Source organism: uncultured Abyssibacter sp. (assembly GCF_964000955.1).
Lineage (GTDB): Bacteria > Pseudomonadota > Gammaproteobacteria > Nevskiales > OUC007 > Abyssibacter.
In genome coordinates this window covers 1-22,971 of the sequence record NZ_CAXFCL010000340.1, presented here as the reverse complement: position 1 = coordinate 22,971, position 22,971 = coordinate 1, and the positions used below count along the sequence as shown (strand labels likewise).

The 22,971-nt window shown below is 62.1% G+C and carries 23 protein-coding genes; 13 read left to right on the top strand and 10 right to left on the bottom strand.

Annotated elements, in window-relative coordinates:
• On the bottom strand, positions 1 to 480 hold a 480-nt coding region (locus ABNS06_RS16565; protein WP_348675717.1), incomplete at its 3' end, for a dienelactone hydrolase family protein.
• A 108-nt stretch (positions 481 to 588) separates the two neighbouring features.
• Here ABNS06_RS16565 and ABNS06_RS16560 point away from each other — a divergent pair.
• Entirely contained in the window at positions 589 to 1,338 is a 750-nt protein-coding gene (locus ABNS06_RS16560) for a glucose 1-dehydrogenase (RefSeq protein ID WP_348675716.1), read from the top strand.
• 15 nt (positions 1,339 to 1,353) lie between these two features.
• Here ABNS06_RS16560 and ABNS06_RS16555 read toward each other — a convergent pair whose 3' ends face one another.
• From ABNS06_RS16555 to ABNS06_RS16535, 5 genes are read right to left on the bottom strand one after another with little or no spacing between them, the layout of a single operon-like run.
• Positions 1,354 to 2,586 (bottom strand): MFS transporter, encoded by a 1,233-nt coding sequence (locus ABNS06_RS16555; RefSeq protein ID WP_348675715.1) that lies wholly within the window; start codon positions 2,584 to 2,586, stop codon positions 1,354 to 1,356.
• Between the two features lie 60 nt (positions 2,587 to 2,646).
• Positions 2,647 to 3,060 carry a PaaI family thioesterase gene (locus ABNS06_RS16550; RefSeq protein WP_348675714.1) on the bottom strand — a complete coding sequence of 138 codons (414 nt, stop codon included), beginning with the start codon at positions 3,058 to 3,060 and terminating at the stop codon, positions 2,647 to 2,649.
• 9 nt (positions 3,061 to 3,069) lie between these two features.
• Positions 3,070 to 3,984, bottom strand: a complete 915-nt coding sequence (locus ABNS06_RS16545) for an SDR family NAD(P)-dependent oxidoreductase (protein ID WP_348675713.1) — start codon at positions 3,982 to 3,984, stop codon at positions 3,070 to 3,072.
• A 38-nt stretch (positions 3,985 to 4,022) separates the two neighbouring features.
• Positions 4,023 to 5,159, bottom strand: coding sequence for a MaoC family dehydratase N-terminal domain-containing protein (locus tag ABNS06_RS16540; protein WP_348675712.1), 1,137 nt, complete (start codon positions 5,157 to 5,159; stop codon positions 4,023 to 4,025).
• A gap of 25 nt (positions 5,160 to 5,184) precedes the next feature.
• On the bottom strand, positions 5,185 to 6,744 hold the full coding sequence (locus ABNS06_RS16535) for an AMP-binding protein (protein ID WP_348675711.1): 1,560 nt from the start codon (positions 6,742 to 6,744) through the stop codon (positions 5,185 to 5,187).
• Between the two features lie 172 nt (positions 6,745 to 6,916).
• Between ABNS06_RS16535 and ABNS06_RS16530 the strand changes: the two genes are divergently transcribed.
• On the top strand, positions 6,917 to 7,726 hold the full coding sequence (locus ABNS06_RS16530) for an IclR family transcriptional regulator (RefSeq protein WP_348675710.1): 810 nt from the start codon (positions 6,917 to 6,919) through the stop codon (positions 7,724 to 7,726).
• Positions 7,727 to 7,765: 39 nt separating this feature from the next.
• On the opposite strand, the gene ABNS06_RS16525 is transcribed toward ABNS06_RS16530, so the two are convergent.
• On the bottom strand, positions 7,766 to 8,359 hold the full coding sequence (locus tag ABNS06_RS16525; RefSeq protein ID WP_348675709.1) for a TetR/AcrR family transcriptional regulator: 594 nt from the start codon (positions 8,357 to 8,359) through the stop codon (positions 7,766 to 7,768).
• Positions 8,360 to 8,527: 168 nt separating this feature from the next.
• Between ABNS06_RS16525 and ABNS06_RS16520 the strand changes: the two genes are divergently transcribed.
• From ABNS06_RS16520 to ABNS06_RS16495, 6 genes are read left to right on the top strand one after another with little or no spacing between them, the layout of a single operon-like run.
• A complete protein-coding gene (locus ABNS06_RS16520) occupies positions 8,528 to 11,158 on the top strand; it encodes a TonB-dependent receptor (RefSeq protein ID WP_348675708.1) in 2,631 nt (876 codons plus the stop codon).
• A 37-nt stretch (positions 11,159 to 11,195) separates the two neighbouring features.
• Positions 11,196 to 11,909, top strand: a complete 714-nt coding sequence (locus ABNS06_RS16515) for a hypothetical protein (RefSeq protein WP_348675707.1) — start codon at positions 11,196 to 11,198, stop codon at positions 11,907 to 11,909.
• On the top strand, positions 11,906 to 12,667 hold the full coding sequence (locus ABNS06_RS16510; RefSeq protein WP_348675706.1) for a hypothetical protein: 762 nt from the start codon (positions 11,906 to 11,908) through the stop codon (positions 12,665 to 12,667). Before ABNS06_RS16515 ends, ABNS06_RS16510 begins: the two co-directional genes overlap by 4 nt.
• A gap of 33 nt (positions 12,668 to 12,700) precedes the next feature.
• Complete coding sequence (locus ABNS06_RS16505) at positions 12,701 to 13,279, top strand: cytochrome c oxidase subunit 3 (RefSeq protein ID WP_348675705.1); 579 nt, start codon at positions 12,701 to 12,703, stop codon at positions 13,277 to 13,279.
• Positions 13,280 to 13,287: 8 nt separating this feature from the next.
• Positions 13,288 to 13,587 carry a cytochrome C oxidase subunit IV family protein gene (locus ABNS06_RS16500; RefSeq protein WP_348675704.1) on the top strand — a complete coding sequence of 100 codons (300 nt, stop codon included), beginning with the start codon at positions 13,288 to 13,290 and terminating at the stop codon, positions 13,585 to 13,587.
• A 54-nt stretch (positions 13,588 to 13,641) separates the two neighbouring features.
• The gene (locus ABNS06_RS16495) at positions 13,642 to 14,430 is read left to right on the top strand and encodes an SDR family NAD(P)-dependent oxidoreductase (RefSeq protein ID WP_348675703.1); all 789 of its coding nucleotides are present in this window, start codon (positions 13,642 to 13,644) and stop codon (positions 14,428 to 14,430) included.
• 344 nt (positions 14,431 to 14,774) lie between these two features.
• Here the strand turns inward: ABNS06_RS16495 and ABNS06_RS16490 are convergent, their stop codons facing one another.
• On the bottom strand, positions 14,775 to 15,209 hold the full coding sequence (locus ABNS06_RS16490) for a hypothetical protein (RefSeq protein WP_348675702.1): 435 nt from the start codon (positions 15,207 to 15,209) through the stop codon (positions 14,775 to 14,777).
• A gap of 1,012 nt (positions 15,210 to 16,221) precedes the next feature.
• Between ABNS06_RS16490 and ABNS06_RS16485 the strand changes: the two genes are divergently transcribed.
• The 4 genes from ABNS06_RS16485 to ABNS06_RS16470 all read left to right on the top strand — a co-directional run bounded on the left by ABNS06_RS16485 (position 16,222) and on the right by ABNS06_RS16470 (position 20,656).
• Entirely contained in the window at positions 16,222 to 17,421 is a 1,200-nt protein-coding gene (locus ABNS06_RS16485; RefSeq protein WP_348675701.1) for a hypothetical protein, read from the top strand.
• Positions 17,402 to 18,379 carry a ParB/RepB/Spo0J family partition protein gene (locus ABNS06_RS16480; protein WP_348675700.1) on the top strand — a complete coding sequence of 326 codons (978 nt, stop codon included), beginning with the start codon at positions 17,402 to 17,404 and terminating at the stop codon, positions 18,377 to 18,379. The genes ABNS06_RS16485 and ABNS06_RS16480 overlap by 20 nt, the downstream gene beginning before the upstream one ends.
• Positions 18,380 to 18,390: 11 nt before the next feature.
• Complete coding sequence (locus ABNS06_RS16475) at positions 18,391 to 19,308, top strand: restriction endonuclease (RefSeq protein ID WP_348675699.1); 918 nt, start codon at positions 18,391 to 18,393, stop codon at positions 19,306 to 19,308.
• 233 nt (positions 19,309 to 19,541) lie between these two features.
• Positions 19,542 to 20,656 (top strand): IS3 family transposase gene (locus ABNS06_RS16470; RefSeq protein ID WP_348675697.1). Its coding sequence is split into 2 segments (ribosomal slippage): positions 19,542 to 19,794 and positions 19,794 to 20,656, totalling 1,116 coding nucleotides; the frame shifts between segments, so codons are not numbered across the junction.
• Here ABNS06_RS16470 and ABNS06_RS16465 read toward each other — a convergent pair.
• A complete protein-coding gene (locus ABNS06_RS16465; RefSeq protein WP_348675696.1) occupies positions 20,539 to 21,276 on the bottom strand; it encodes an SDR family NAD(P)-dependent oxidoreductase in 738 nt (245 codons plus the stop codon). The two genes, ABNS06_RS16470 and ABNS06_RS16465, sit on opposite strands and share 118 nt — an antisense overlap.
• A 115-nt stretch (positions 21,277 to 21,391) precedes the next feature.
• Between ABNS06_RS16465 and ABNS06_RS16460 the strand changes: the two genes are divergently transcribed.
• A complete protein-coding gene (locus tag ABNS06_RS16460) occupies positions 21,392 to 22,303 on the top strand; it encodes a LysR substrate-binding domain-containing protein (protein WP_348675695.1) in 912 nt (303 codons plus the stop codon).
• Positions 22,304 to 22,368: 65 nt separating this feature from the next.
• Here the strand turns inward: ABNS06_RS16460 and ABNS06_RS16455 are convergent.
• Positions 22,369 to 22,971 (bottom strand): NAD-dependent epimerase/dehydratase family protein (locus ABNS06_RS16455; protein WP_348675694.1); only part of this gene is annotated, 603 nt, incomplete at its 5' end.

Below are 22,971 nucleotides of genomic sequence, written 5' to 3'. Positions count from 1 at the left end.
GCTCGCCCTGACCCTTCCCGGCTCCGCCGGGGCTTCGGTCGCCAGCTTGCAATGAAACCCGACCACGCCGAGCAGGTCAGCACCATCACGCGCCAGTTCCAGCACGGTGCTGCCGCCGAAACAGAACCCGATGCCGAACAATCTGGACGCATCAACCCGCGGCTGCCCCGCCAGCGCGGACAACGCCGCGTACGCCCGCTTGCGCAGCACGGCGGGCTCGGCCGCCAGCGGCCCGATCACAGTGCGCACCTCCTGCGGGGTGACCTGACGCCGGTCACCGAACAAGTCAGCCGCGAACGCGACGTAGCCCTGAGCGGCCAGCATCCGCGCGCGCTCCTGGGCGTGGTTGCCCAGCCCCCAGGCCTCGTGGACCACCAGCACGCCGGGGCGGGCGTCGGTCGCGGTATCGTCATAGGCGAGATACCCCAGGCAGTTCACGCCGTCGTCTTCGTAGGGAATGTCTTCGGTCTGGATGGTCATGTCGCCTCCTCGCTCCATTCATGAACCTGGATGAACTATTATCAACACTGTTGACCAATAACAGCACGACATTCGCTAAGCTTTCGAACAAGATCAGAGGGGACGACCATGCCTTCGCTAGCAGGAAAAACCGCCACCGTGACCGGTGGCGCGTCCGGAATCGGCCTGGCCACCGCCCGCCGCCTGGCGGCCGACGGTGCCAACATCGCGATCTGGGACATCAACGCAGCGGCCGCGCAAACCGCCGCTGATGAACTGACCCAGGCCGGCCACCAGGCCATCGCCTCGAAGGTTGATGTCTCCAGCCGCGCCGATGTCGATGCCGCGATGGCCCAGTTGCACGACGCGTTCGGCCCCGTATCCATCCTGGTCAACAACGCCGGCATCACCCTGTTCCGCGGCTTCATGGACATGGACGAGGACGCCTGGGACCAGGTGATGCGCATCAACCTCAAGAGCATGCTGGTCTGCACCCAGGCGGTGATTCCCGACATGCTGGCGGCCGGCTGGGGTCGCGTGATCAACGTGTCCTCATCCAGCGCGCAGACCGGTTCGGCCGGCATGGCCGCCTACGCGGCGTCCAAGGGTGGCGTGATCGGGTTCACCAAGGCCATGGCGCAGGAATTCGCCGACAAGGGCATCACCGTGAACAACGTGCCGCCAGGCTTCGTCGACACCCCGATGCTGCGCGGCAGCCCGATCGGCTCCAAGGTCGATGCCATTGCCGCGGCCTCGCCGATGAAGCGCTCCGGCCAGCCGGAAGACATGGCCGCGGCCATCGCCTTTCTGGCCTCCGAGGAAGCCGGCTACATCACCGGCCACACGCTCAGCGTCAACGGCGGCCGCTACTCGAACTGATCCGACGCCGGCCGCTCAGTGGCCGGCCGCGAACCGCGGCCGGCCCAGCGTCGCCAGCGCCAGGCTGCTGACCGCCATCGCGACCATGGTCCCCAGCAGGAACTGGGCGTAGCTGCCGTACAGGTCATAGGCGGCGCCGGCCGCCAGCGGCCCGAAGGCCACGCCCAGGGCGAAGGCGCCCACCATGGCGCCGAACAAGACCCCGTAGTTCTTCAATCCAAAATGCCGGGACGCCAGGTAGGCGATTACATCCACCTCGGCGCCGACGGTCAGGCCGAAGCAGGCTGCCGCGACTGACTGGCTGAGCGGATTGGCACCATCCAGATACAGCAGCGCGCAGGCCAGGATGGGCAGCAGGAACACGAAGGCGCCGACGAACTGGCTCGGCAGCCGGTCAAGCAGAAAGCCCGTGCCCAGCCGACCGATCAGTGAAAAGATGCCGATCAGCGAGGCAACCTGCGCGGCGGCCAGGCGTTCCGCCCCACCGGAGATCAGGATTGGCACGAAGTGGACGATGATGCCCAGCGCCGTGAACGTGAACAGTCCGCAGGCCAGCAGCAACTGGTAGAACGCCCGCATGCGCACGCCCTCGGCGACGGACACGCCCGGCGCCGCGCTGGGTGAACCCACCACCGTCTCATGGCTGCCGCCCTTGTCCTCGGCGCCGCGAAAGAAGAAGAACATCACCGGGAACACCAGCAGGAACCAGATTGCCGCCAGACCCATGAAACCGACGCGCCAACCGTAGGCCCCGATCAGCCAGGTGCCGAGAATGGGATAAACCGTCGCAGCGAGCGAGGCGCCGGAAAACGTGATCGCGAACGCCAGCCCGCGTGACGCCTCGAACCGCGTCGCCACGGCGCTGGTCCACACCGTCGCCTGCAAGAACAGGTTGCCGATGGAGATCAGGCACCACAGGACAATCCAGTTCATCGTGGACCCGGTCGCCGTGCCCAGCAGGCCGAAGGCCAGCGTCATCAGGAACACGCCCAGCAGGCCGACGCGCCGCGGGCCGACGCGATCGACCAGCAGGCCGATCGGCACGCTCATCGCCGCCGCCACCAGCCCGGCGATGGTGATGCCCACCGAGGCCTGGGCGCGGGAGAAGCCGAATTCCTCGGTCACCGGCCCCATGAACGGCCCGATGGCGTAGACGTGCAGCACCGCCGTCGAATAGCCCAGCGCCGCCGCCAGCGGCAGCGTCCCGTGGCGTCGCCATTCGGTCCAAGCAGCTCCTGTCGCGCTCATCCTGTCTCCCCTGAATCGTTGTTGATCGTCGGACGCGCCCGGTAGAACCCCGCGGTCCGGCTAGTTATTCGGTGGTTTCGGTTTGATGATCTTCATGATGACCGAGGCATCGGCCACGGCGCCGCCGTCAACGGTCAATTGCGCATCGAGAAACAGCATGGAGCGCGTCCGCGAACGCAATAAGGCTTGCCCCTCGATGAAATCCCCGACCTTCGCGGAGGCGAAAAAGCGGGTGTTCATCTGCACGCTGAGCATGGCCTTCTCGCCGCTGAGCCACATGGCACTGAGCGTGGCGGTCTGGTCGAGCAGGGTCATCAGCGTGCCGCCGTGGATCACGCCCAGCGGGTTGGCGTGTTCGGGGCGCGCCTCCAGGGCGTAGCGCCAGCCCTCGCCGTCCCGTCGGGACAGCAACGGGCCGATCGCATTGATCAGCCCGTCGATGTTCATCTCGCGCCAGCCGTCCCGTCCGCTCACGCGACCGCCCTACTTGTTCGCCGCGGCCAGCCCGAAGCTGCGACGGATGTGGTCGATCTGTCCGGTCGGCACCACCGGAAACACCCAGGGCTCGCCCGTCTCGCGGATGGCGTCGATCTGCTCGCCCACCTGCTCCACCGTCCACGCCGGCTGATATACCCCGGGGGTTTCGGCGATGTACATCCGCGCCATGCGTCCGGCGATGGCGGCGTACAGCTCGCCGGTGACCGAACAGGCTTCATGCGCCAGCCAGCCGACCATGGGCGCGACCAGCTCCGGCTCCATCGGCGGGTATTGCGAGGTGTCCAGCCCCTCGGCCATGCGCGTGACCGCTGCGGGGACGATGATGTTGCACCGGATGCCATCGGCCTCGCCTTCCAGCGCCGTGACGTTGCAAAGCCCGATCATCCCGGTCTTGGACATGGCGTAGTTCACGACATTGTGATTGCCGTAGATGCCGCTGACCGACGAGGTGAGCACGATGCGGCCATAGCCGGCCTCGGCCATCGGCCCGAAGGCCGAACGCACGACGTGATAGCCGCCACGCAGATGCACATCCAGCACGGCGCTGAAGTCGTCGTAGCTCATGTCCTTGAGCGAGCCGCGCCGTACGTTGCCGGCGTTGTGCACGACAATGTCGATGCGGCCCCAGGTGTCCAGCGCGCACTGGATGATCGCCTGGCCGCCAGCCTCGGTGGCCACCGATTCGGTGCAGGCGATGGCCTCGCCGCCGGCCGCGCGAATCTCGTCGACCACCTGCTGCGCGGGGCCGGCGTCCTCGCCCTCCCCTTGCAGGCTGCTGCCGATGTCATTGATCACGACCTTGGCGCCGCGCTCGGCCAGCAGCAGCGCGTAGGCCCTGCCCAGGCCACGCGCCGCCCCGGTGACGACCGCAACACGGCCATCAAATCGTAGTTCACTCACCGGCGTCTCCTCCGATGTCTCTATTGCTGTATCTGAGTTCAGCCCGCGCGGCTCGGCAGTTCGACGATGGCCGCTCCACTGGCGGACAGCTCGTCGCGATGCGTCTTGGCCACCTGGCTGATCTCCACCATGTGCTTGCCGTTCTCGACGAACTTACGGTCTACCGTACCGTTGATCATGATGGCGTCGCCATCCGGATTGTGCCGGCGGATCTGGCACTTGCTCTTGTGCAGGAAGCCATCATCGCCAATCCAGTTGGTCAGATGGTGCGTCAGCCAGGAGCAGCGCTCCGGACCGTAGTCGTAGGCGCCGGGCGCGCCGACTTCCAGCGCGAAGTCCTCATCCCAGTGCACGCGCTCCGGGCAGTCCGGCACGTTGAAGCGGTTCTTGATGCCCAGACCCGGATGCTTCTGCTGCATCTTCCACGCGAGCTTGTTGGCGCGGATGTAGAGGCCGCCCCAGCCCTGCGCGTAGCAGATGAAGCCGGTGACGGTCATCGGGCCCTTCATCATGGTCGGCAGCTCGTCACCTTCCTGCACGTCCTCCCAGTAACGCGGCGCGCTGCCCCGGATTTCCTCCTGCTCATAGAGCTTGCTGAACTCGGCGAGCTGCTCCTCGGTGTACGGCTCCACCCGGCCACGCGACTCGGTGTACTTGGTGCCGCGCTCGCGGGCCTCGTCACGGTCGGTGCGGAATACCCAGCTGTCGCATTCGGCCAGCGGATCGCCGTCCTGGTTGTAGAACTTGACGTTGTAGATCTGCTGGAAGGCGCGGCCGGCGAAACGGGTCTTGTGCTCGATCAGGTCCTTGAGCGTGGCCTCGGTCGAGATCGCGTCGCCGCGCATCGTGTGCTTGTACCAGGTCCAGTCGGCACCGGCCCACATGGCATGCACGCCGGACAGGCCACCGCAGTAGCCGGAGACGATGCGGCTGGTCGTGAACAGGAAGCTGGGCAGCGCGACGATGTTGCCGAACTTGCTCTGGGCGGCGTAGTCGGGATCGCACCACAGCGGGTTGTCGTCGCCAATGCCATGCGCGTAATGGCGAATCGCATCACGCGAGGCCTCGTAGTTCCACGGCTCCACCGTGTTGGTAATCGGCACGCCGATGCGCTCGCGCAGCTCGGCCAGTCCTTGTTCGGTGATCTTGGGATAACGCGGTGCACCATCAGCCATGGGATTCTCCTCGTGAATTGGGTCGTTATGCAGTGGTGGCGGCAGCGGCTTCGCGGTCACGCAATTTCTTGCGATGGACCTTGCCGGCCGGTGTCTTGGGAAGCGCGTCGACGAACTCGACGTGCCGGGGGTATTCGTGGCGGGCCAGGCGGTCGCGGGTGAACACCTGCAACTCCTCGGCATAGGCGTCATCCGGCGCCCGGTCGCTGACGATGAAGGCCTTGACCACCTGTCCGCGGGTCTCGTCGGGCACGCCGATCACCGCGGCCTCCTTCACGTCCGGATGCTTGAGCAGCGTGTTCTCGATCTCCACCGCGCTCATGGTCCAGCCGGCGGAGATGATCACGTCGTCGGCGCGACCGGCGTGGTAGAAGTAGCCGTCCTCGTCGATCTTCGCGAGATCCTTGGTGGTCTCCCAGCCATCGCGGCGCCACAGCATCAGCTCGCCGACCTCGCCCGGATCGGTGGGACTGCCGTCGGCGCGCTGCACCTGAAGCTTGAGCCCCGGCACCGGCTTGCCCAGCGAGCCCGGCTTCACCGAGAAATCATCGGCACCGGGGTAGTTCACCAGCACCACGCCGATCTCGGTGGTGCCGTACATGCTGCAGGCCGGCACGCCGAAGGTCTGGTCGATGAACTCCAGCGTCGGCGGGTCGATGGGCTCGCCGGTGTAGGACAGCTTGTTGATCGCGAAGCGAAAATCGCCGCCCTGCCCGGAGGTCCGCATCATCCGGTAATGCGTGGCCGCGGCCGACATGTTAGTGATGCCGAAATCCTGCATCGCCTGCATCAACCGCACGGCGTCGAAGCGACCGGCGAAGGTACCGGTGGTCACGCCCAGGGCCAGCGGCGCCAGCGTGCCGTGCCACAGCCCATGCCCCCAAGCCGGCGATGACGGGCAGAAGAACTCGTCACCCGGTCGAATGCCGGTGCCGTAAAGCGCCGCGAACATCAGCGTGACCAGCGCGCGGTGGGTGTGCTTCACCGCCGCCGGCAGCTCGCGCGTCGTGCCCGAGGTGTACTGGAATACCGCCAGATCGTTGGCGCGGGTCGTGGTCTCGTAGGTCGACGGCAGCGAGGCCAGCTCGTCCATCAGCCCGTCGTCGGCGACGACCACGCGCAGCCCCTCGACCTGATCGGCGATCTCGGCCTTTTCGCGGTTGGTCACCAGCAGCGCCGGCTCGCAGTCATCCACCCGCAGGCGCAGACCGTCCAGGCCGAACAAGGTGAACAGCGGCACGCTGATGGCGCCGCGCATCATCGCGCCGAACAGGCTCACGTAGAACGGCAGCGACGGCTCCAGCATGAACGCGATGCGGTCACCCGGCTCGATGCCGTTGCGCTCCAGCCAGTGCGCGAAGCGCGCCGCGCCGGCGGCGATTTCGTCGAAGCTCAGGATTTCATCGCGGCCATCGGCGTGGGCAATGCGCACCGCGGCGCGACCGCTGCCGTCCGCGTGCCGGGTAATGCACTCGTGGGCGATGTTCAGGCGCTCGCGATCCCCGTCGAACAGCTCCCACAGCGCCGCCGAGCTGGCATGTGCCTGGGCATCCGCGAAGCGGGTGAAATCGGTGAGCTTGGGCATGGGGTCGTCTCGCTGTCGCGGCGGCCTCCGAACCATCCGGCCGCTCTGGAATGACGGCGACTATGACGAAACCGGATCGTAATTTCAAATACTGAACGTGATTTTATATGTTGAATTTTGTATCGCGGTTCGGCATGGTCCAATCTCCGCATGAACGCAGCCGGAAACCCGCATGACCGTGGCCCCTCAAGTCGATGCAAGACCCGACCTCGAACTGGCGAAGGCGCTGGAATCGAGCAAGGCCCCGGCGATCTCGCGCGCGGCGGCCATCCTGCGACTGCTCGGCAAGAGCGACACGCCGCTGTCGTTGCAGGCGATCGCCACCCAGCTCGGACTGGTGCCCAGCACCTGCCTCTACCTGCTGCGCGCCCTGGTCGCCGAGGAGCTGGTGGCGCTGGATGCGACGACCAAGCGCTATTCGCTGGAAGCCGGCGTGCTGACGCTGGCCCGGCACTGGTTGCGGCATAACCGGTTCACCGATCTGGCGCAGCCGGCGCTGGACCGGATCAGCCAGGCGCATCAGGTCACGGTGCTGGGCGTGCAGGTGGTGGGGCTGGAGCACATCATCGTGGTCGCCGCATCGCAGTCGCGGGGCAATCTCCAGCTCAGCGCCCAGATCGGCAGCCGCTTCCCGGCGCTGATCAGCGCCACCGGCCGCTGCATCGCCGCCTTTGGTGATCATTCAAAATCCGAACTGGAATCCCGATTCCACAAGCTGCGCTGGGATGATCCACCGTCACTGACCGACTGGTGGGCGCAGGTCGACGAGACCCGGGAATGCGGCTTCGGCGTCGACAACGGGCATTACATTTCCGGCGTCAGCGTGCTGGCGGCACCCGTGTGGAAAGCCCCTGGTCAGCTAAGCCACGCCCTGGTCGCAATCGGCATCGGCAGCGCCGTGCAGCGCGCCGGCACCGCGGATCTGGGCAGGGCACTGGCCGACGCGGCGCAGCTGCTGTCGAATCAGCTCAGTGGTGGATAGCCAACCGCCTGAGCAACATGAGGCGCTGAATGCGGGCACTTACCCGGGCTGTTGCAACACGGCAGCGACGTTCGGCGTGACCACGCTACGGTCGAGAATCTCGGCCATGCGCTCCACCGGCAGCGGATCATCCTGCCGCAGCCACCAGCCGACCAGCTCGACGATGCCGCTGACGATCAGGATCATCCCGGCCTCCGCCGGCAACCAGCCTTCCGGCCAGGTCTGGTTGCGGACGATCTCCTCGGCCACACGCAGGAACTCGTCGCGGGTCGCCGCCGCGGCGCTGCCAGTCAGCAGGATTCGCCAGAGACGGCGCCGCCCTTCCACGTAGCGGCACAGCGCCAGCATCGATTCACGCAGATCGCCGCTCTGCACCACCGGCAACGCCATCTCCACCAGCTGTTGCACCTGATCGCCCGCCAGGTCGTTGAGCAGCGCCTCCTTGGCCGGGTAATGCCGGAAGAACGTGGTGTAGCCCACGCCCGCCCGGGTCGTGATCTCGCGAATGGACAACTGTTCGAGGCCGCGGTCGCCGAGCAGGTCGACCAGGGCCGCCCGCAGCGCCTTGCGCGTACGCACCGGTTTGGCGTGCTGCGCGGTGGACAGGTGCGGCATGTAGATCTTCTGGGACACCGAAGCCTCTGGGCAATCGTTCCTATATTCGCCCGTTGAACCGAAATCCGACGAACGCGCATTGACAGGATAACGGACCCTCCGCAGTCTAAATGAAACTAAATGGTTCATTTAATGAACCGAGCGCGATGACGACGGAGCGTCGCGCCGACAGGAGGAGACAGGGCAATGACGGGAATCCGGCCTCGGATTCGGGCGTCCACCCGGATGATCGCCGTGATCGTGCTGGCCTGTGCGCAGGGAGCGGCGTGGAGTCAGTCGCCGGATGAACCATCCGCTGACGGTGAGGGCGAGGCACTGGACTTCCTGTTCGAGGAATCCGGGACCTCGGAGGCGGACAAACGCGAGCAGACGGAATCGGAGGAGACCCCGGCCCGGACCGCGCAACCCTACGAGGAGACCATCCCGCTGCCCCAGGAACCCGCCACCGCCGCGTCGACATCTCCCCGCCCCCGCTCGATCGAGGAAATCGTCGTCACCGCCCGCCGCACCGAGGAAAACCTGCAGGACGTGCCGGTCGCCATCGCAGCGATGAGCAGCGACGATCTCAAGCGCGAGCAGATCAACAGTCCGTCCGACCTCAACGGCCGCGTGCCGTCGCTGGTGATCAGCAGCGGCAGCCAGATGCGCAATACGGAAACGCCGACCATCCGCGGCCAGGGCGCGCAATATGGCGCCAGCCCGGGCGTGATCATCTATCTGGCCGAAGTGCCCATGCCCTCCGACCCGGTCGCCAACTACCAGGGCGGCCCGGGCAAGTTCTTCGACCTGGGCAATCTTCAGGTGCTCAAGGGCTCGCAGGGCACGCTGTTCGGGCGCAACACCACCGGCGGCGCACTGCTGCTGGAACCGCAGCGCCCGCTACCCGAATTCTCCGGCTCGCTGGGCGCCAGCACGCAGATGCTCTCGGAGGACGACCTGCGCGGCGAACGCTACGAAGCCGTGTTCAACACGCCGCTGCTGGGCGACCGCCTGCTCGCCCGTTTCGGTGGGCAGATGGTGCATCGAGACGGCTTCACCAAGGACGTGGTGACCGGCAAGGATTACGACGACAAGAACTACTGGACGGCGCGCGCCGGTCTGCTCTGGCAGCCCTCCGACCGCGTCAGCAACTACCTGATGGGCAACTGGGCCGACGGCGACACCAACGGCACCGCCACGGTCATCGAACGCATCAACCGCGAAGGCCTGAACCAGGCGATTCCCGGCGCCATCGGCCTGGGCGGGCTGACCCGCATCCTGCCGGGGATCGACCTGGGCCAGGTCGCCAATCTGGGCTGCCTGATCCTCAACGTGTTCGGGCCGTCGACCAACTGTGGACAGGACATCATCGACGAGCAGGCGGCGCGCGGCATTCGCCGGGTGGAGCTCAGCGGTGACCCCAACGACATTCTCAAGACCGCGTCTGTAATGGACAAGCTAAGCATCGGCCTCACCGACAACCTCTCGCTGATCAACATCGCCAGCTACTCGACGCTGGAACACAGCTACCGCTGGGATCTCGACGGCTCGCGGGCCGGGTTCAACGAGTTCATCAATCCGGAAGATGTGCTCCAGGCCGATGTCCGCACCATCACCGAGGAATTGCAGTTGCAGGGTGCGGCGCTGGACGGCGCACTGAACTACGTGGTCGGTGGCTACTACGAAAACACCGAGGCCTCCGGGCGCATCATCGCCACCTCGCTGCTATTCGTTGAAGTGGATCAGCGCTACACGCAATCCAAGGAATCCTTCGCCCCGTTCGCGCAGGGCACCTATCACCTGGGTGATCTGTTCGAGGGCCTGTCCGGCCTGAACCTGACGCTGGGCGTGCGCCGCACGACGGACAAGACCAGCGGCGCGGCGTCCATCACCCAGGTGGCCGCGGGCCTGATTCCGCTGGTCGACAAGAGCTTCGAGGCGGAGGTCGACAACGCCGAATGGACCTACACCGCCGGGCTGGACTACAAGCTCGACAGCCACCTGCTGTACGGCAAGGTCAGCCGCGGCTACAAGACCGGCGGCATCGCGACCATCTCGGTGAACCCGGCGCGCTATACCTACGACCCGGAATTCGTCACCAACTACGAGCTGGGCCACAAGTCGGATTTCCTGATCGCCGACGTGCTGCCGCTGCGAGTGAATTCCGCCGTGTACTACACCGACTACACCGGCCTGCAAAAGGCCAGCATCGACGCCTATGTCGATCCCGACAGCCCCAGCCCGGTGCCGCAGCTCGGCCAGTCCATCTTCAATGTCGGCAGCGCCTGGGTCGCCGGCTTCGAGACCGACATCACCATCCAGCCGCTGCCCGGCCTGACGCTGCTGGGCACCTACGGCTACACCCGCGCCGAGTACGAGGAATTCAGCCTGTTCTACAGCGGCGCCTCCCCGCAGCTCGACTGCTCCGGCGAGGCGGTGGAAGGCGGCAACATGATCGACCTGAGCTGCATTCCCTTCCAGTCGACGCCCGAGCACCAGTTCAGCATCTCCGGACGCTACCTGCTGCCGCTCGACCCGGACAACGGAGATGTCGAGGTCTCGCTCACCTACGCCTGGACCGACGAGCAGTACAGCGGCCAGTCCTCGCCGCCGGAAGCCGAACCCGGAGCCTGGATTCCATCCTCCAAGCGGGTGAATGCCAGCCTGAGCTGGTCCCGGATTCTCGGCTCCGGATTCGACGCGCGACTGTGGGCAACGAATCTCACCGACGAGGTGGACCGGATCTCCAACAGCAACCAGTGGAATCTCACCTACTTCCAGAGCTCGTTCTATTCCGAGCCCCGGATCATCGGGCTGGACCTCAGCTACGACTGGTAGCCACCGCAGACACGACCGACGCAAGGAACCGCTAGCCATGACACGGACCGACGGAGAAACCATCCTGCTGTGGACCCTGCCCGCGCTGGGACTGATCTGGCTCTCCGCCTTTCTGCTGTTTCCCGGGTTCGTGCACCCCATGTCGCCGACCATGAGCGCCGACGAGGTGGCCGCGTTCTACCGTGATCCGGAGAACCTGCCGCGCATCCGCTTCAGCATGATCCTGTTCAACTGGTTCTGCGTGGCATTCATCCCGATCATCGCGATGATGGCCTTGCAGGTGCGCCGCATGGGCCACCGCACGCCGATCCTGTCCTACTGCATCATCTGCTGCGCAGCCGGCGGACCCACGCTGTTCCTGATCGCCGATCTGTTCTGGCTGCTCGCGGCCTTCCGGCCAGATCGCGACCCCGAGCTGATCATGCTGTTCAACGATCTGGCCTGGGTGACGTTCACCACGCAGGTGGGCTATCTCATTGCCCAGAGCCTGTTCCTGGCGGCGGCGATATATCTCGATCGCCAGGCCGAGCCGGTGTTCGGCCGCTGGGTGGCCCACTTCAACCTGCTGGTCGCCGTCGCCCTGGTGCCCGCTGCCTTCGCGAGCCTGACCCTCGAAGGTGCCTTCGCCTGGGATGGCCTGCTGTCGTTCTGGGTGAAGAACATCGCCATCGGTCTGTGGATTGTGGTGATGGGCTGGGTGATGGCGAAAACCGTGCTCAGGCAGCACCGGGCCGAGGCGGCCGTGGCATGAGCGTGACGGCGGTCGACCCGGCTCCAGCCGGTGGCGGGCTGAGCCGCTGGCGGAACCATCCCAAGTTCGAGTTGTGGCTGGCGTTCTGGACGATGATCGTCTTCTACAACTTCTTCTTCATCCTGTTCTTCGCCTACACCCGGGTGCAGCCACCGCCGGAACCGGCCTGGGCCATTCCGCGCGTGCTCGAATGGTTCACCAGCCATCGCTTCAACCTGCTGTCCGGCTTCGCGATCGTCTTTCTCGTCACCGGCCTGACCGGCGCCGCCAACGCGCTGATCGCCTATTCGATGCGGCGCATGTCGGTCAGCCCGGCCTTCGCCCACGCGTATCTGGTCATCTACGCGCTGAGCGCCGTGCCCGGCATGCTGCTGACCTGCATCGCCATCACCGTGGCGGCGATGCGCCCCGAGCGCGACCCGCAAGTGATCGCCTGGCTCTACGACTTTGCCTTCATGGCCTTCGACGGAACCATGGGCGTGTTCCTGATCGGCTCGCTGGTCTGGATGGTCGCGATTCTGCTCGACAAGAACCGCGTGTTCCCAAAGTGGTTCGCCTACCTGAATCTCTGCAACGCGCTCACCGAGGTCGTCGTGGCCCCGGCCTGGATGTTCACCGAGGGCGTGTTCGCCTGGGACGGCGCCATCACCTGGTGGATCGATGTCGCCGTTTTCATGATCTACACCACGGTGTTCATCACCCTGCTCCGCAACATGATCATCCGCGAGGATTTCAGCGATGGCCCTCTGCCGGACTGATGTCGCGGCGGCCACCGCTCCAGTGAGGCTTTCATGGCACTAGCCGCCCACCCGACGCATCCGCAACCGCGCGTGCCCGGCCAGCCGGACATGTGGTTCTTCATCCTCTTCGAGGCCTTCCTGTTCACGAGCTACTTCATCGTCTACATGGTGTGTCGCGTGCAGGACCCGGCCACCTTCCTGCAATCGCAGCAGCTGCTGAGCCTGCCCATCGGCGTCTTCAACACGCTGATCCTGCTGGTGAGCTCCTGGTCCATGGCCCGCTGCGTGCAGGCCTCGCGGGATCATCACTACCCGGCCGCGCTGAACGGCGCCTACCTGACGATCGCCTTCGGCCTGTGCTTCGCGGCGCTGAAAGTCCTCGAATGGACGCTGGAGTTCGACAAGGGCATCGGCATCACCACCAACGAATATTTTTCGTTCTATTTCTTCCTGACCGGCATGCATTTTCTGCATCTGCTGATCGGCTTCATCTTCCTGGGCATCGTCGTGGCCCAGCTGCGGCGCGGGCATCAGCGTTCGCAGACGCTGGTCGAGACCAGCGCCACCTACTGGCACATGGTCGACTTCCTCTGGATCAACATCTTCGCGCTGCTCTACGTGGTCAGGTGAACCGGAACATGCACACCCCCAACACCCCTGCGCTCTCGGACAAGCGACTGACCCTGGTCTGGGTCATCCTGTCCGCGATCACGCTCGCGCAACTGCTGGTGCTGGTTGGCGACTCGCCCGGGCATCTCAACCCGAACGCGGTCGCCACCTTCAGCATCATCCTGATCTCCCTGTTCAAGGTGCGCCTGATCATCCGGGAGTTCATGGAAGTGCGGCATGCCCCACCCTGGCTGCGCTGGGGCACGGATGCCTGGCTCGCGACCACCGCCGTCGGCCTGCTGGGCACCTACATGATCGGCATGGCCTGAGCCCGGGCGCGGCGTCGCCGGGTCGGGGCAAAACGACAACGGGAGACGACACAAATGATTTCAGCCGAGCAATACGGCCCCTGGGCCATCATCGCCGGCGGCTCGGAAGGCATCGGCGCCTGCTTCGCCCACCGGCTGGCCGCCAGCGGCATCCACCTCATCCTGCTGGCCCGCCGCGTTGAACCACTGGAACGAACCGCCGACGCCCTGCGCCAGGAACATGGCGTGGAGGTCCGCACCCTGGCACTCGACCTCAGCAGCCCGGATGCCCTGTCCCGGATACGCGCCATTTCGCACGACGTGGAGGTCGGCGCCCTGATCTACAACGCAGGCGGCGCCGGCAACGCGGCGGCGCTGGTCGACCAATCGCCGGAATCCGCGCTCGACAACCTGCACCTGAACACCAGCACACCCACCGCACTGGTCCAGCACTTCGCCAAACCCATGCGTGACCGCGGCCGCGGCGGCATCCTGCTCATCGGCTCGCTCGGTTGCATCGCCGGCACCAAGGAGCTCGCGGTTTACAGCGCAGCCAAGTCCTACCTGCTGACCTTCGGCGAAGCCATCTGGGCGGAACTGACACCCCACGGCGTGCACAGCCTCGTGCTCGTCATCGGCCGCACCCTCACCCCGGCCCTGCAACGCGCCGGCCTGGGCGACACCGAAGACGCCCCCGCCGCCGACCCGGAGCAGATGGCCGCGCTAGGCCTGGACAACTGGAACAACGGTCCCGTGCTCGTTGACCCAAGCCACATGCAGGCCTTCGAGGCCATGCGGGCCATGCCGCGTCGCAAGGCGGTGGAGATCATGGTCAGGTCGATGGAGCAGCAGAGGAAGCGGTAGCGGTACGAAGCCTTCAGCGAGGCTGAGTCGATGGCGCGTTGCCATATTCATTTCCGCTTTCGGCCAAAAGAAGCCCTGGACCAGCTATCGTTGCATTGTTTGAAATCACCCGGAGCTCAGATCTGAGGCGCGCCGGAGTGAACACCGAACTTTACGCTCACAGATTTTTCGAGCGATTCAACGAGACACGGCACACACCGGAAGAAAATATTATACCGTTGGCGAATTTTGATAGGCGGCGATTCTCTAGGAGATTTATCACCCGACCCGCTTTCTGATGGGAAGGAATGTTGCTACCATCACTAGGCACGAATCAGTGTCGAAGTAAAGATCCTCGAGAACACCTAAGCAGATTCGTCATCACCGTTAGCTTCCAATGGAAGCCTTAGCTGCTTGGTTCCATTGGTTGGCTTAGTGGCAGACAACCAAACATCTTTGATTTTCAGGGGAACCCCTTTTACGGTGGCGCCTACTTTTTTCAAGTCCGACATCACCAATGCTATACCTGCCCTCAACTCTGGGTAGTCTTTAAGGGTTTTGAGAGTTATAAGAGAACCTGCCGCAGTAATGAACTTCTTGTCCTCAACAAACAAGAGGAAGTGCTCTACGAGGCTCCCGCGCCCCCAGTATGCTTCGATAGTAAACGTCTGTTGAAGACCATGGATCTCGAGTGATTTATGCAGCTCGGACAATACCACGCTCGCCATTTCTTCGAGAACCGCTTCTTCGAGTTCACCGCCAAACAAGTGGCTATGGACGGTAATCGTACAAAGGTGCATCTGATCTCAACCCCCCGGTTCTTCTAGCCTTTAAAGACCAACTTCGAAAATTGACAAGCCCCACCCGACAATTCTCACTTTGATGCCCCGAGACGCCGAATCCACCTACCAAACATCACGCTATCTGGCTCGCCGCTTCAGTTACGAAAAACTTAAAAATTGCACAAGATCTATTTCACCCCACATCCGGAATTTTTCTTACTTAGCCGGTCGCGCTTTTCCAGTTTCAACTGAACGCCTCTTTCCGCGAAGCCAACCTGTCGCCATCCAGCGATGAGCCTCCCGAAGCTCCGCCCTGATGCCAAACCTTCACTCGAGCCTCATCTTCCTCAGAACTAAAAAACGTCTGAGGGTTCTCCAAGTGGTCAAGAGGTTACTTGACCGTCACTGACTGTCATCCTGACCCGCCAATTGTGCCGGAACGCCTGATCGCAGCCAACCACCAGCCTGTTTCGCCAAATTCGCTTTGACCGAGTTCATCGACAAGTGGCGAAACACTACAAAGCGGTGCGTTTCGCCAACCGAGCGAGCCCCCCCTCTGAGGTAGCCGTGGTAGGCATGAAACACTAGCTCCACACCTCCGCTCCAGGAATTAGGAAGCTCTCGGTGAGAGTTTCCCGACAAACAACTATGGTGTTGGTCGCCCAGAAAAGTCCCTTCGCGGTGAATACGTTGTGTGGATACTCAAGAACGACCACGCAGGGTAGACGAACCATACGGATCGTGAAATTCATCAGGTGTTATCGTAACTCTGATGCCGACGCGCATCAGATGGCAGAACGCAGACTGGGACTACGGTCCCGTGCTCGTCAACCCAAACCACGGGAAGGCCGTGGAAACGGTGCGGTCGATGCCTAGACGTAAGGCTGTGGAGAGAAGGGGGGGGTAATTGGGGGGGGGGGCAGCGGAGACGATAGCCGAGGACCCATACCAATAGCTCTCCAACTGCGGCATGATGCGGAATTGAAAGAAATTTATACGACGAATGCTGAATTCTGTACCCATTCGGTACATGGGAACAAAGAGGCAGCTGGCGAAGCACGTACGCCGACTGGCCGAGTTTGCGTCTTCCGAAGGTTCATTGACAGACCTGTTCTCGGGTATGGGCTCGGTGGCGGCGGAACATGCGGGCATACGCCACATCGTGACTAACGATGCGATGTCGTTCACCGGTGTGCTCGCGCGTGCCCGCTTCCTAGGCAAGAATCGGAAGCTCTCAGCCTCCGACTTGATCCATACGCTGCGCCCGTTGATGCGCGAGCAGAAGAGCTACCTAGCGGAAAAGTTTCGAGATGAGCTCGCGGCGGAAGCACGGGTGCTTGATGGGTCCGCGGCAGAGCTCATCGCGCATATGGACGCAGTTCGTCACGCTGGTTGCGACGATTCGTTCCGACGTCGCGCGATTAACGCAAAGACTTGGAGCGGCGCGCCAGCATTCAAGATGGCATGCCTGTACTACGCAGGCGGTTACTTCAGCCTACGTCAGGCAATCGAAGTGGACGCGATCCGCTACGCTATCGAGTCCGTTCAAAAAGGACGAAATTACGAAGACTGGCTCCTTGGTGCTTGGCTGGCAGCATGCTCTCGCGTGATCAACTCTCCAGGACACACCGCACAGTTCCTTAAGCCCAACAGCCATACCGCCACCAAGCGAATCCAGTCTTTCTGGCGCCGCTCGATTTGGGATGAGTTTAAGAATGCTCTAGCTGATCTAGAGCAAGTCGGGCCGGAGCCATGGCGGGCTGGCAACCGGGCCTTGATATCCGATGCGTTGGCTCTGTTTGAAGGGAAGCAGCTGGCAGGAACAGGTGTCATTTACGCCGACCCCCCCTATACCAAGGACCAATATTCGCGGTTCTATCATGTATTTGAGGCCCTGTACCAATACAGCTATCCGAAAATTTCGGGAATTGGTCGCGCCGTACCAGTGGACGAGCGCTTCTCGACAGGCTTCTGCCTCGTCACTCAAGTTGAGGCGTCATTCATCACACTATTTGAGGGTGTCGCAGCATTAGGCGTTCCCCTGGTTTTGAGCTACCCCTCGGATGGCTTACTCGCCGCAGCAGACAGCAGCGTGAAAGAAATCGCAAAAGGCCGACTTCAAATTACGCATCACGAACGCATCTTGCACTTGCACTCAACCATGGGCGCCTCCAAAGGCGTCAGGTCTAAGCCGACAACGGAAAACATCTATGTCTGCCACCCAATCTAAAGCTCCAGCCGGCGACCTGCGCAGTCTGCCGATGGATCAGATCGACCCGAACCCTGGCAACCCCCGACTGATTTTTCCGCAAGAAGAACTCGATAAACTTATTGAGTCAATCTCGCACGAAGGCGTACTAGTGCCTATCGTGGTTTTTCCAAACAAGGACGGACGATACACCCTTGTAGACGGCGAACGCCGCTTCAGGTCGGCGAGAGATCTCGGTCTGACTGACATCCCAGCGCTTATTACTGGTGAGCGTACCGAGCGAGACTTGCTCGTACAGATGTTTAACATTCATCTCATCCGAGAGCCTTGGAGAGATCTCCCAACCGCCAAAGCACTGGGGCGGTTGATTGAAGAGATCGGCAATGCTTCCACCGATGCCGCGACGGACAAGCAGCTACGCTCACTGACAGGACTCTCGGTTGAAAGAATCAAGCAACTCAAATTCGCCCTGACGCTACCTGAGAAATGGCAGGATTATGTTGCTGCCGGCACTATTCCGTTAAACTGGTTTTGGGAACTCGACAAAAACGTAATTAGACCCCTCTCAACCGAACGCCCCAGCATTGTAGGAGACTTGGGAGAACAAAACATCGCCGAGGCATTTATAAAAAAACGCTTAGATGGCATTTCCGGAACTGACACAGTCTCGCTGCGCAAGGTGCGCCCTATAATAAAATTTGCCAAGGCAGATGCTGACGCAACTGGTGAAGAAAAGAGCCATTTGGACGACATTATTCGGTCGCTCGTTATTGATGAAAACTTCACAATCGAAGAGGCATACGAAGATACGGTTCAGATCACTGTCGAGACCGACAAGCTCGGCCGTCGAGCGGAAACGATGGTAGCGAATTTCCAGCGCTTACTAGGCAAGGCTTCTAATGAGGATGAGCTCGAGTACATTAAAGGAATTGGTCAAGATCTCATCAGCAAACTTAGCGATCTCTTTGAACACTACTAATACTAATCTCCGTGGATTCAATTGACTTCGAAGATTACGAGAGGCCGGTGTCATATGACTCGAAGGCAGTCGAAAGCTTTGCCGAACGCCTAGTCGCGAGTGGCCATTGGAAGAAAGGGGACACACTTGATTTGCAAGACGGTCTTCGGTGGCGTCCGGCTCTCGTCAGCTCTGATGGACAGAAGATCGCACATCTGCATTTCGCCGAGGAGCTTAGATCCTATGTAGTTAAACGAATTCAGGCCTCTCATTCAATTGGCCTCATCGTTCACATAGTCCTCCCACTGGCAGCACTTTATGACTCAGAAGTATTGGCTGTACTCGCTGATTCAGACGCGATTGTGCATGTCGTAGACAGTGATGTTGAGAAGGCAGAACACCATCTGGACGCGCTATCCAACGCCCAAGTCCCGATTAGCCCTGAAGCACGCAAGCATGTGGCTCTCGCCAACTGGCATCGAATGCGTGACGGCTCGAACAACGAAAAGGGAAAGCGGTTCGAACGATTTCTCGGTTTCCTGATCGATCAGACGCTTGGCTTGAAGGTTGTTGAGCGAAATTATCGTGGCGATACCGATGAGATTGACTTAGTGGCCCAAGTCGTACGCTACACCGGCACTACTAGCTGTTGGTTTCAAGAAGGTGTGCCATTCATTCTGATAGAGGCAAAAAATCGAACCGAGCCAACCTCCCAGTACATGGTCAGTAACCTCATTCGCCGCTTGCAGACCAAACGCGGCACGGCACGGGTTGGAATATTATTCACCACCTCTAAGTTCACAAACGATGCCACCATGGAGGTGTTGAAGATCGCTGAGGGAACACTCACAGTTACATTGGTCAAGCCCGAAGAGATCTTAGATTGGATTAATGCTGAAAATCCAGACTCTTATCTTGAAGATCTCGTACGTCGCGCCATGCTTCGTTGACCACTTCTATAAAACGACACGCCAACGTCGACCACCCCGTCAGCTGCCAGCCACCAAAGTGACCGAGGAATCAGCTTCGATTCATTCAGCTGAATTCCCCGGCCAAGCGGTTCCCATCTAGAACTGATTCATCCCGCCGTCCACGAACAGCTCGATTCCATCGTAAGCTTCCCCAGATCAGCGACAGGTAGGAAGTAGAACTTTCTGGCACATTGCCAGCCAGGAGGTTTGAGATGAAGAAGTCCCGATTCAGCGAGTCCCAGATTGTCGCGATCCTGAAGGAAGCGGATGCCGGTTTGCAGGTCAAGGAGGTCTGCCGCAAGCACGGCATCAGCTCGCCCACGTACTACAAGTGGAAGTCGAAGTACGGCGGGATGGAGGCATCGGACCTGCGCCGCGTGAAGGAGCTTGAGGCCGAGAACGCCCGGCTCAAGCGGATGTACGCGGATCTGGCACTCGAGAACACAGCGATGAAGGATGTCATCGCAAAAAAGCTCTAGGGCCGAGCGACAGACGCGAGGTCGCACGCTACATGACGGCCACTCACGACCTACCGGTCGCCGCGGCCTGCCGATGTGTGTCGCTCTCTCGGTCGGCCTACTACCGCGAACCTGATGATTGGACAGTGCGGGATGCCGAGATCATTGCCGTGCTGGCTGAACTGGTCGCCGAGCGGCCCAGTCGGGGATTCTGGAAGTGCTACAAGATCATCCGTCGCCGAGGCTATGACTGGAATCACAAACGGGTCTATCGCGTGTACACCGCCATGGGCTTGAATCGCCGGCGACCGGCCAAGCGACGCCTGCCCAAGCGTGAGCGCGTGGCGCTGTACATTCCACGGATGCCCGATACCGTGTGGTCTGTCGATTTCATGAGCGATGCGCTCTACGACGGAAAGCGATTTCGGACATTCAATGTCGTCGACGACTTCAATCGCGAGGCGTTGCATATCGAGATCGACACCTCACTCACCTCTGAGCGTCTGGTGCGCGTCTTTCAGCGCTTGAAGGCGGAACACGGCCTGCCGCAGGTCGTGCGGTGCGACAACGGGCCGGAGTTTCTGGGCGAGGCTTTCACCGCCTGGGCCAAACGGGCGGGCTTGGCGGTCCAGTACATCCAGCCCGGAAAGCCGAATCAGAACGCCTACGTGGAACGCTTCAACCGTACGTATCGCGAAGAGGTGCTGGACCAGCATCTGTTTGCCAGCTTGGACGATGTCCGCGACGCCACCTACTGGTGGATGATCGAATACAACGAGGAACGACCGCACGATGCGCTGGGCGACATGACCCCAGCAGAAGTTAGATCACTTGCTGCCAGAAACTCTACTTTTGAACTGTCGCCTTGACGGGGAAGCTTACGCTTGGCCGTCGCCGCCTGCTCACCTCCGCCGAACAGTTCGTCGAGACCGGTGGTTTCGGTGAGGCCGGGGCTCACGACGTTGACGCGGATTCTGCGTTCCTTCAGATCGAGGATCCAGCTTCGGGCGAAGTTGCGAACCGCGGCCTTCGACGCCGAGTAAACGCTGAAATTCTCGGTGCCCGCGGTGCCAGTCGTGGATGACGTGAGCACGATTGCAGCGCCATCACGTAACAGCGGCAGCGCCTTCTGAACGGTAAAGAGCACCCCTTTCACATTGGTATCGAACGTGCGCTGGTAGTGCTCCTCGCTGATCGCTCCGAGCGGCGCCAACTCGCCACCGCCCGCGTTGGCAAACAACACATCAATCTGACCGTGATGTTGCTGAACCGTGTCGTACAGACGGTCGAGGTCTTCCAGACTGCCCGTGTCCGCTCGAACCCCAACGACATTCCCGGGAATCTGCCGGATCGCGGCGTCCAGTGCTTCCTGCCGGCGTCCGGCGATGAAAACGGCTGCGCCATCCTGAGCAAATGCACGCGCGGTCGCCAGCCCGATTCCGCTCGTTCCGCCGGTGATCACGACAACCTTGTTTTCGAATTGACTCATTGTCCTTCTCCAAAACGTGGAGCAAGACAGCCCTGCTCCGTCCAATGACTTTATGTTCGGAACGCTAGAGGCTGTAGTGGGCAAAATTGGGTTGTATCGTTCTATACTTGGAACGATGAAGACGGATCTAAACGATTTCGCCTATTTCGCGGAAGTGGTTACTCACGGCGGGTTTGCAGCGGCCGCGCGCGCCTTGCGAGAACCCAAATCGAAGCTGAGCCGACGAATCGCCAACCTGGAACAGCGATTGGGGCTGCGATTGATCGAGCGAACGAGTCGTCGCTTTCATGTCACGGAAGTCGGTCGCGCCTTCTACGAGCGCTGTCTGACCATCCAGGCTGAAGCGGAGCAGGCCGAAGCCCTTGTCGCCCAGGCTCAATCGGAACCGAGCGGCCGCATCCGATTCAGCTGCCCATTGGGCATGGTGGACGTCATCTCCGGCCCCCTCCACGAGTTTCTGCGCCTGCACCCCAAAGTCAGCCTGCAACTTGTGGCAACGGACAGACCCGTTGATTTGATCGGGGAGCGGGTCGATCTCGCCTTGCGCGTCCGCGTCAATCTCACGAGCGACGCGGAGTTGACGATGCGCAGTCTTGGACGGTCCACGCGAATTCTCGTCGCGGCTCCATCCATTGCCCGTCAACTTCGCGACCCATGCGATCTGCTCGAAACCCCGATACTCGCGACCAGCGACACGGGCACTGAAACGCAGTGGTCGCTGGAAGCGAGCAAGGGACAGATCGAGACTCTTCAGTTGCAACCGCGACTGGCATGCAGCGACATGGGCGCCGTCAGAGACGCAGCCATTGCCGGATTAGGCGTGGCACTCCTGCCCTACCATGTCTGCATGCAGGCACTGACGTCCGGGCAACTGAGTCGGGCGCTCCCGGAATGGCGGAGCCAGCAAGGACTCGTGCATCTGATCTTCACCACTCGGCGCGGGCTGCTGCCGGCGGTTCGCGCCCTGATTGATCATCTGGCCGCAACGTTTCCCGGCGACATTCTCGATGAGCCATCTGCTGGCTGACGAACGCTCCCGGACCCTGCGGTTGATCGCTGGCATGTGGACTCACGCCAGCCCGAGCGATCAGGTCAACCGCGCTCCCGGCAAATCGCCTCCAGCCCTTCCCGATAGCTCGTCACACGAAACTCGGGAAACCGCTGCTTGAACTTGTCCGACACGAAGATGTTGTCCTGGGTGTAGCGCGGTAGCAGCTCGGCCGTGTCGCGAACCTGCTGGCTGAACCGCCCCGCCAGCCACAGCTGCCAGCGTTTCAGCACCGTGTAGCGGGGCTCGACTCCGAAGATGCCTGCCGCTAGTTCGATGAACTGCCGATAGGTCAGGCGGTTGTCGTCACAGGGCAGATGCCAGGTCTGGCCGTAGGCGTCCGGCGTGTTGCCGAGCAGGGCCATGGCGCGGCTGGCATCCGGGGTGTAGATCAGGCTGCGCAGGGTATCGTCCCGCAGAAAGACCTTGGCCTTCTTGCCGGCGGCCAGGCTGTCGATGACGATGCTGTTGGTGATGCTCTGGGTGATGCCCGGCCCGTAGAACTCCGGTGCCCGGCAGATCATCCCCTGCACCCGCTCCTGCTCCATGGCATCGAGCAGCGCCTGGGCGATGGCGCCGCGCACCTTCCCCTTGTCGCCGTTCGGTCGGAACGGGCTGTCCTCGGTCTGCGGCTCCGCGGTTTGCGG

Coding starts and splice junctions, on each gene's coding strand:
- ABNS06_RS16540 (WP_348675712.1), bottom strand. CDS start 5,159: ATGGCTGATGGTGCACCGCGTTATCCCAAGATCACCGAACAAGGACTG.
- ABNS06_RS16495 (WP_348675703.1), top strand. CDS start 13,642: ATGATTTCAGCCGAGCAATACGGCCCCTGGGCCATCATCGCCGGCGGC.
- ABNS06_RS16560 (WP_348675716.1), top strand. CDS start 589: ATGCCTTCGCTAGCAGGAAAAACCGCCACCGTGACCGGTGGCGCGTCC.
- ABNS06_RS16530 (WP_348675710.1), top strand. CDS start 6,917: ATGACCGTGGCCCCTCAAGTCGATGCAAGACCCGACCTCGAACTGGCG.
- ABNS06_RS16505 (WP_348675705.1), top strand. CDS start 12,701: ATGGCACTAGCCGCCCACCCGACGCATCCGCAACCGCGCGTGCCCGGC.
- ABNS06_RS16460 (WP_348675695.1), top strand. CDS start 21,392: ATGAAGACGGATCTAAACGATTTCGCCTATTTCGCGGAAGTGGTTACT.
- ABNS06_RS16480 (WP_348675700.1), top strand. CDS start 17,402: ATGTCTGCCACCCAATCTAAAGCTCCAGCCGGCGACCTGCGCAGTCTG.
- ABNS06_RS16520 (WP_348675708.1), top strand. CDS start 8,528: ATGACGGGAATCCGGCCTCGGATTCGGGCGTCCACCCGGATGATCGCC.
- ABNS06_RS16490 (WP_348675702.1), bottom strand. CDS start 15,209: ATGCACCTTTGTACGATTACCGTCCATAGCCACTTGTTTGGCGGTGAA.
- ABNS06_RS16465 (WP_348675696.1), bottom strand. CDS start 21,276: ATGAGTCAATTCGAAAACAAGGTTGTCGTGATCACCGGCGGAACGAGC.
- ABNS06_RS16485 (WP_348675701.1), top strand. CDS start 16,222: ATGGGAACAAAGAGGCAGCTGGCGAAGCACGTACGCCGACTGGCCGAG.
- ABNS06_RS16510 (WP_348675706.1), top strand. CDS start 11,906: ATGAGCGTGACGGCGGTCGACCCGGCTCCAGCCGGTGGCGGGCTGAGC.
- ABNS06_RS16500 (WP_348675704.1), top strand. CDS start 13,288: ATGCACACCCCCAACACCCCTGCGCTCTCGGACAAGCGACTGACCCTG.
- ABNS06_RS16535 (WP_348675711.1), bottom strand. CDS start 6,744: ATGCCCAAGCTCACCGATTTCACCCGCTTCGCGGATGCCCAGGCACAT.
- ABNS06_RS16555 (WP_348675715.1), bottom strand. CDS start 2,586: ATGAGCGCGACAGGAGCTGCTTGGACCGAATGGCGACGCCACGGGACG.
- ABNS06_RS16515 (WP_348675707.1), top strand. CDS start 11,196: ATGACACGGACCGACGGAGAAACCATCCTGCTGTGGACCCTGCCCGCG.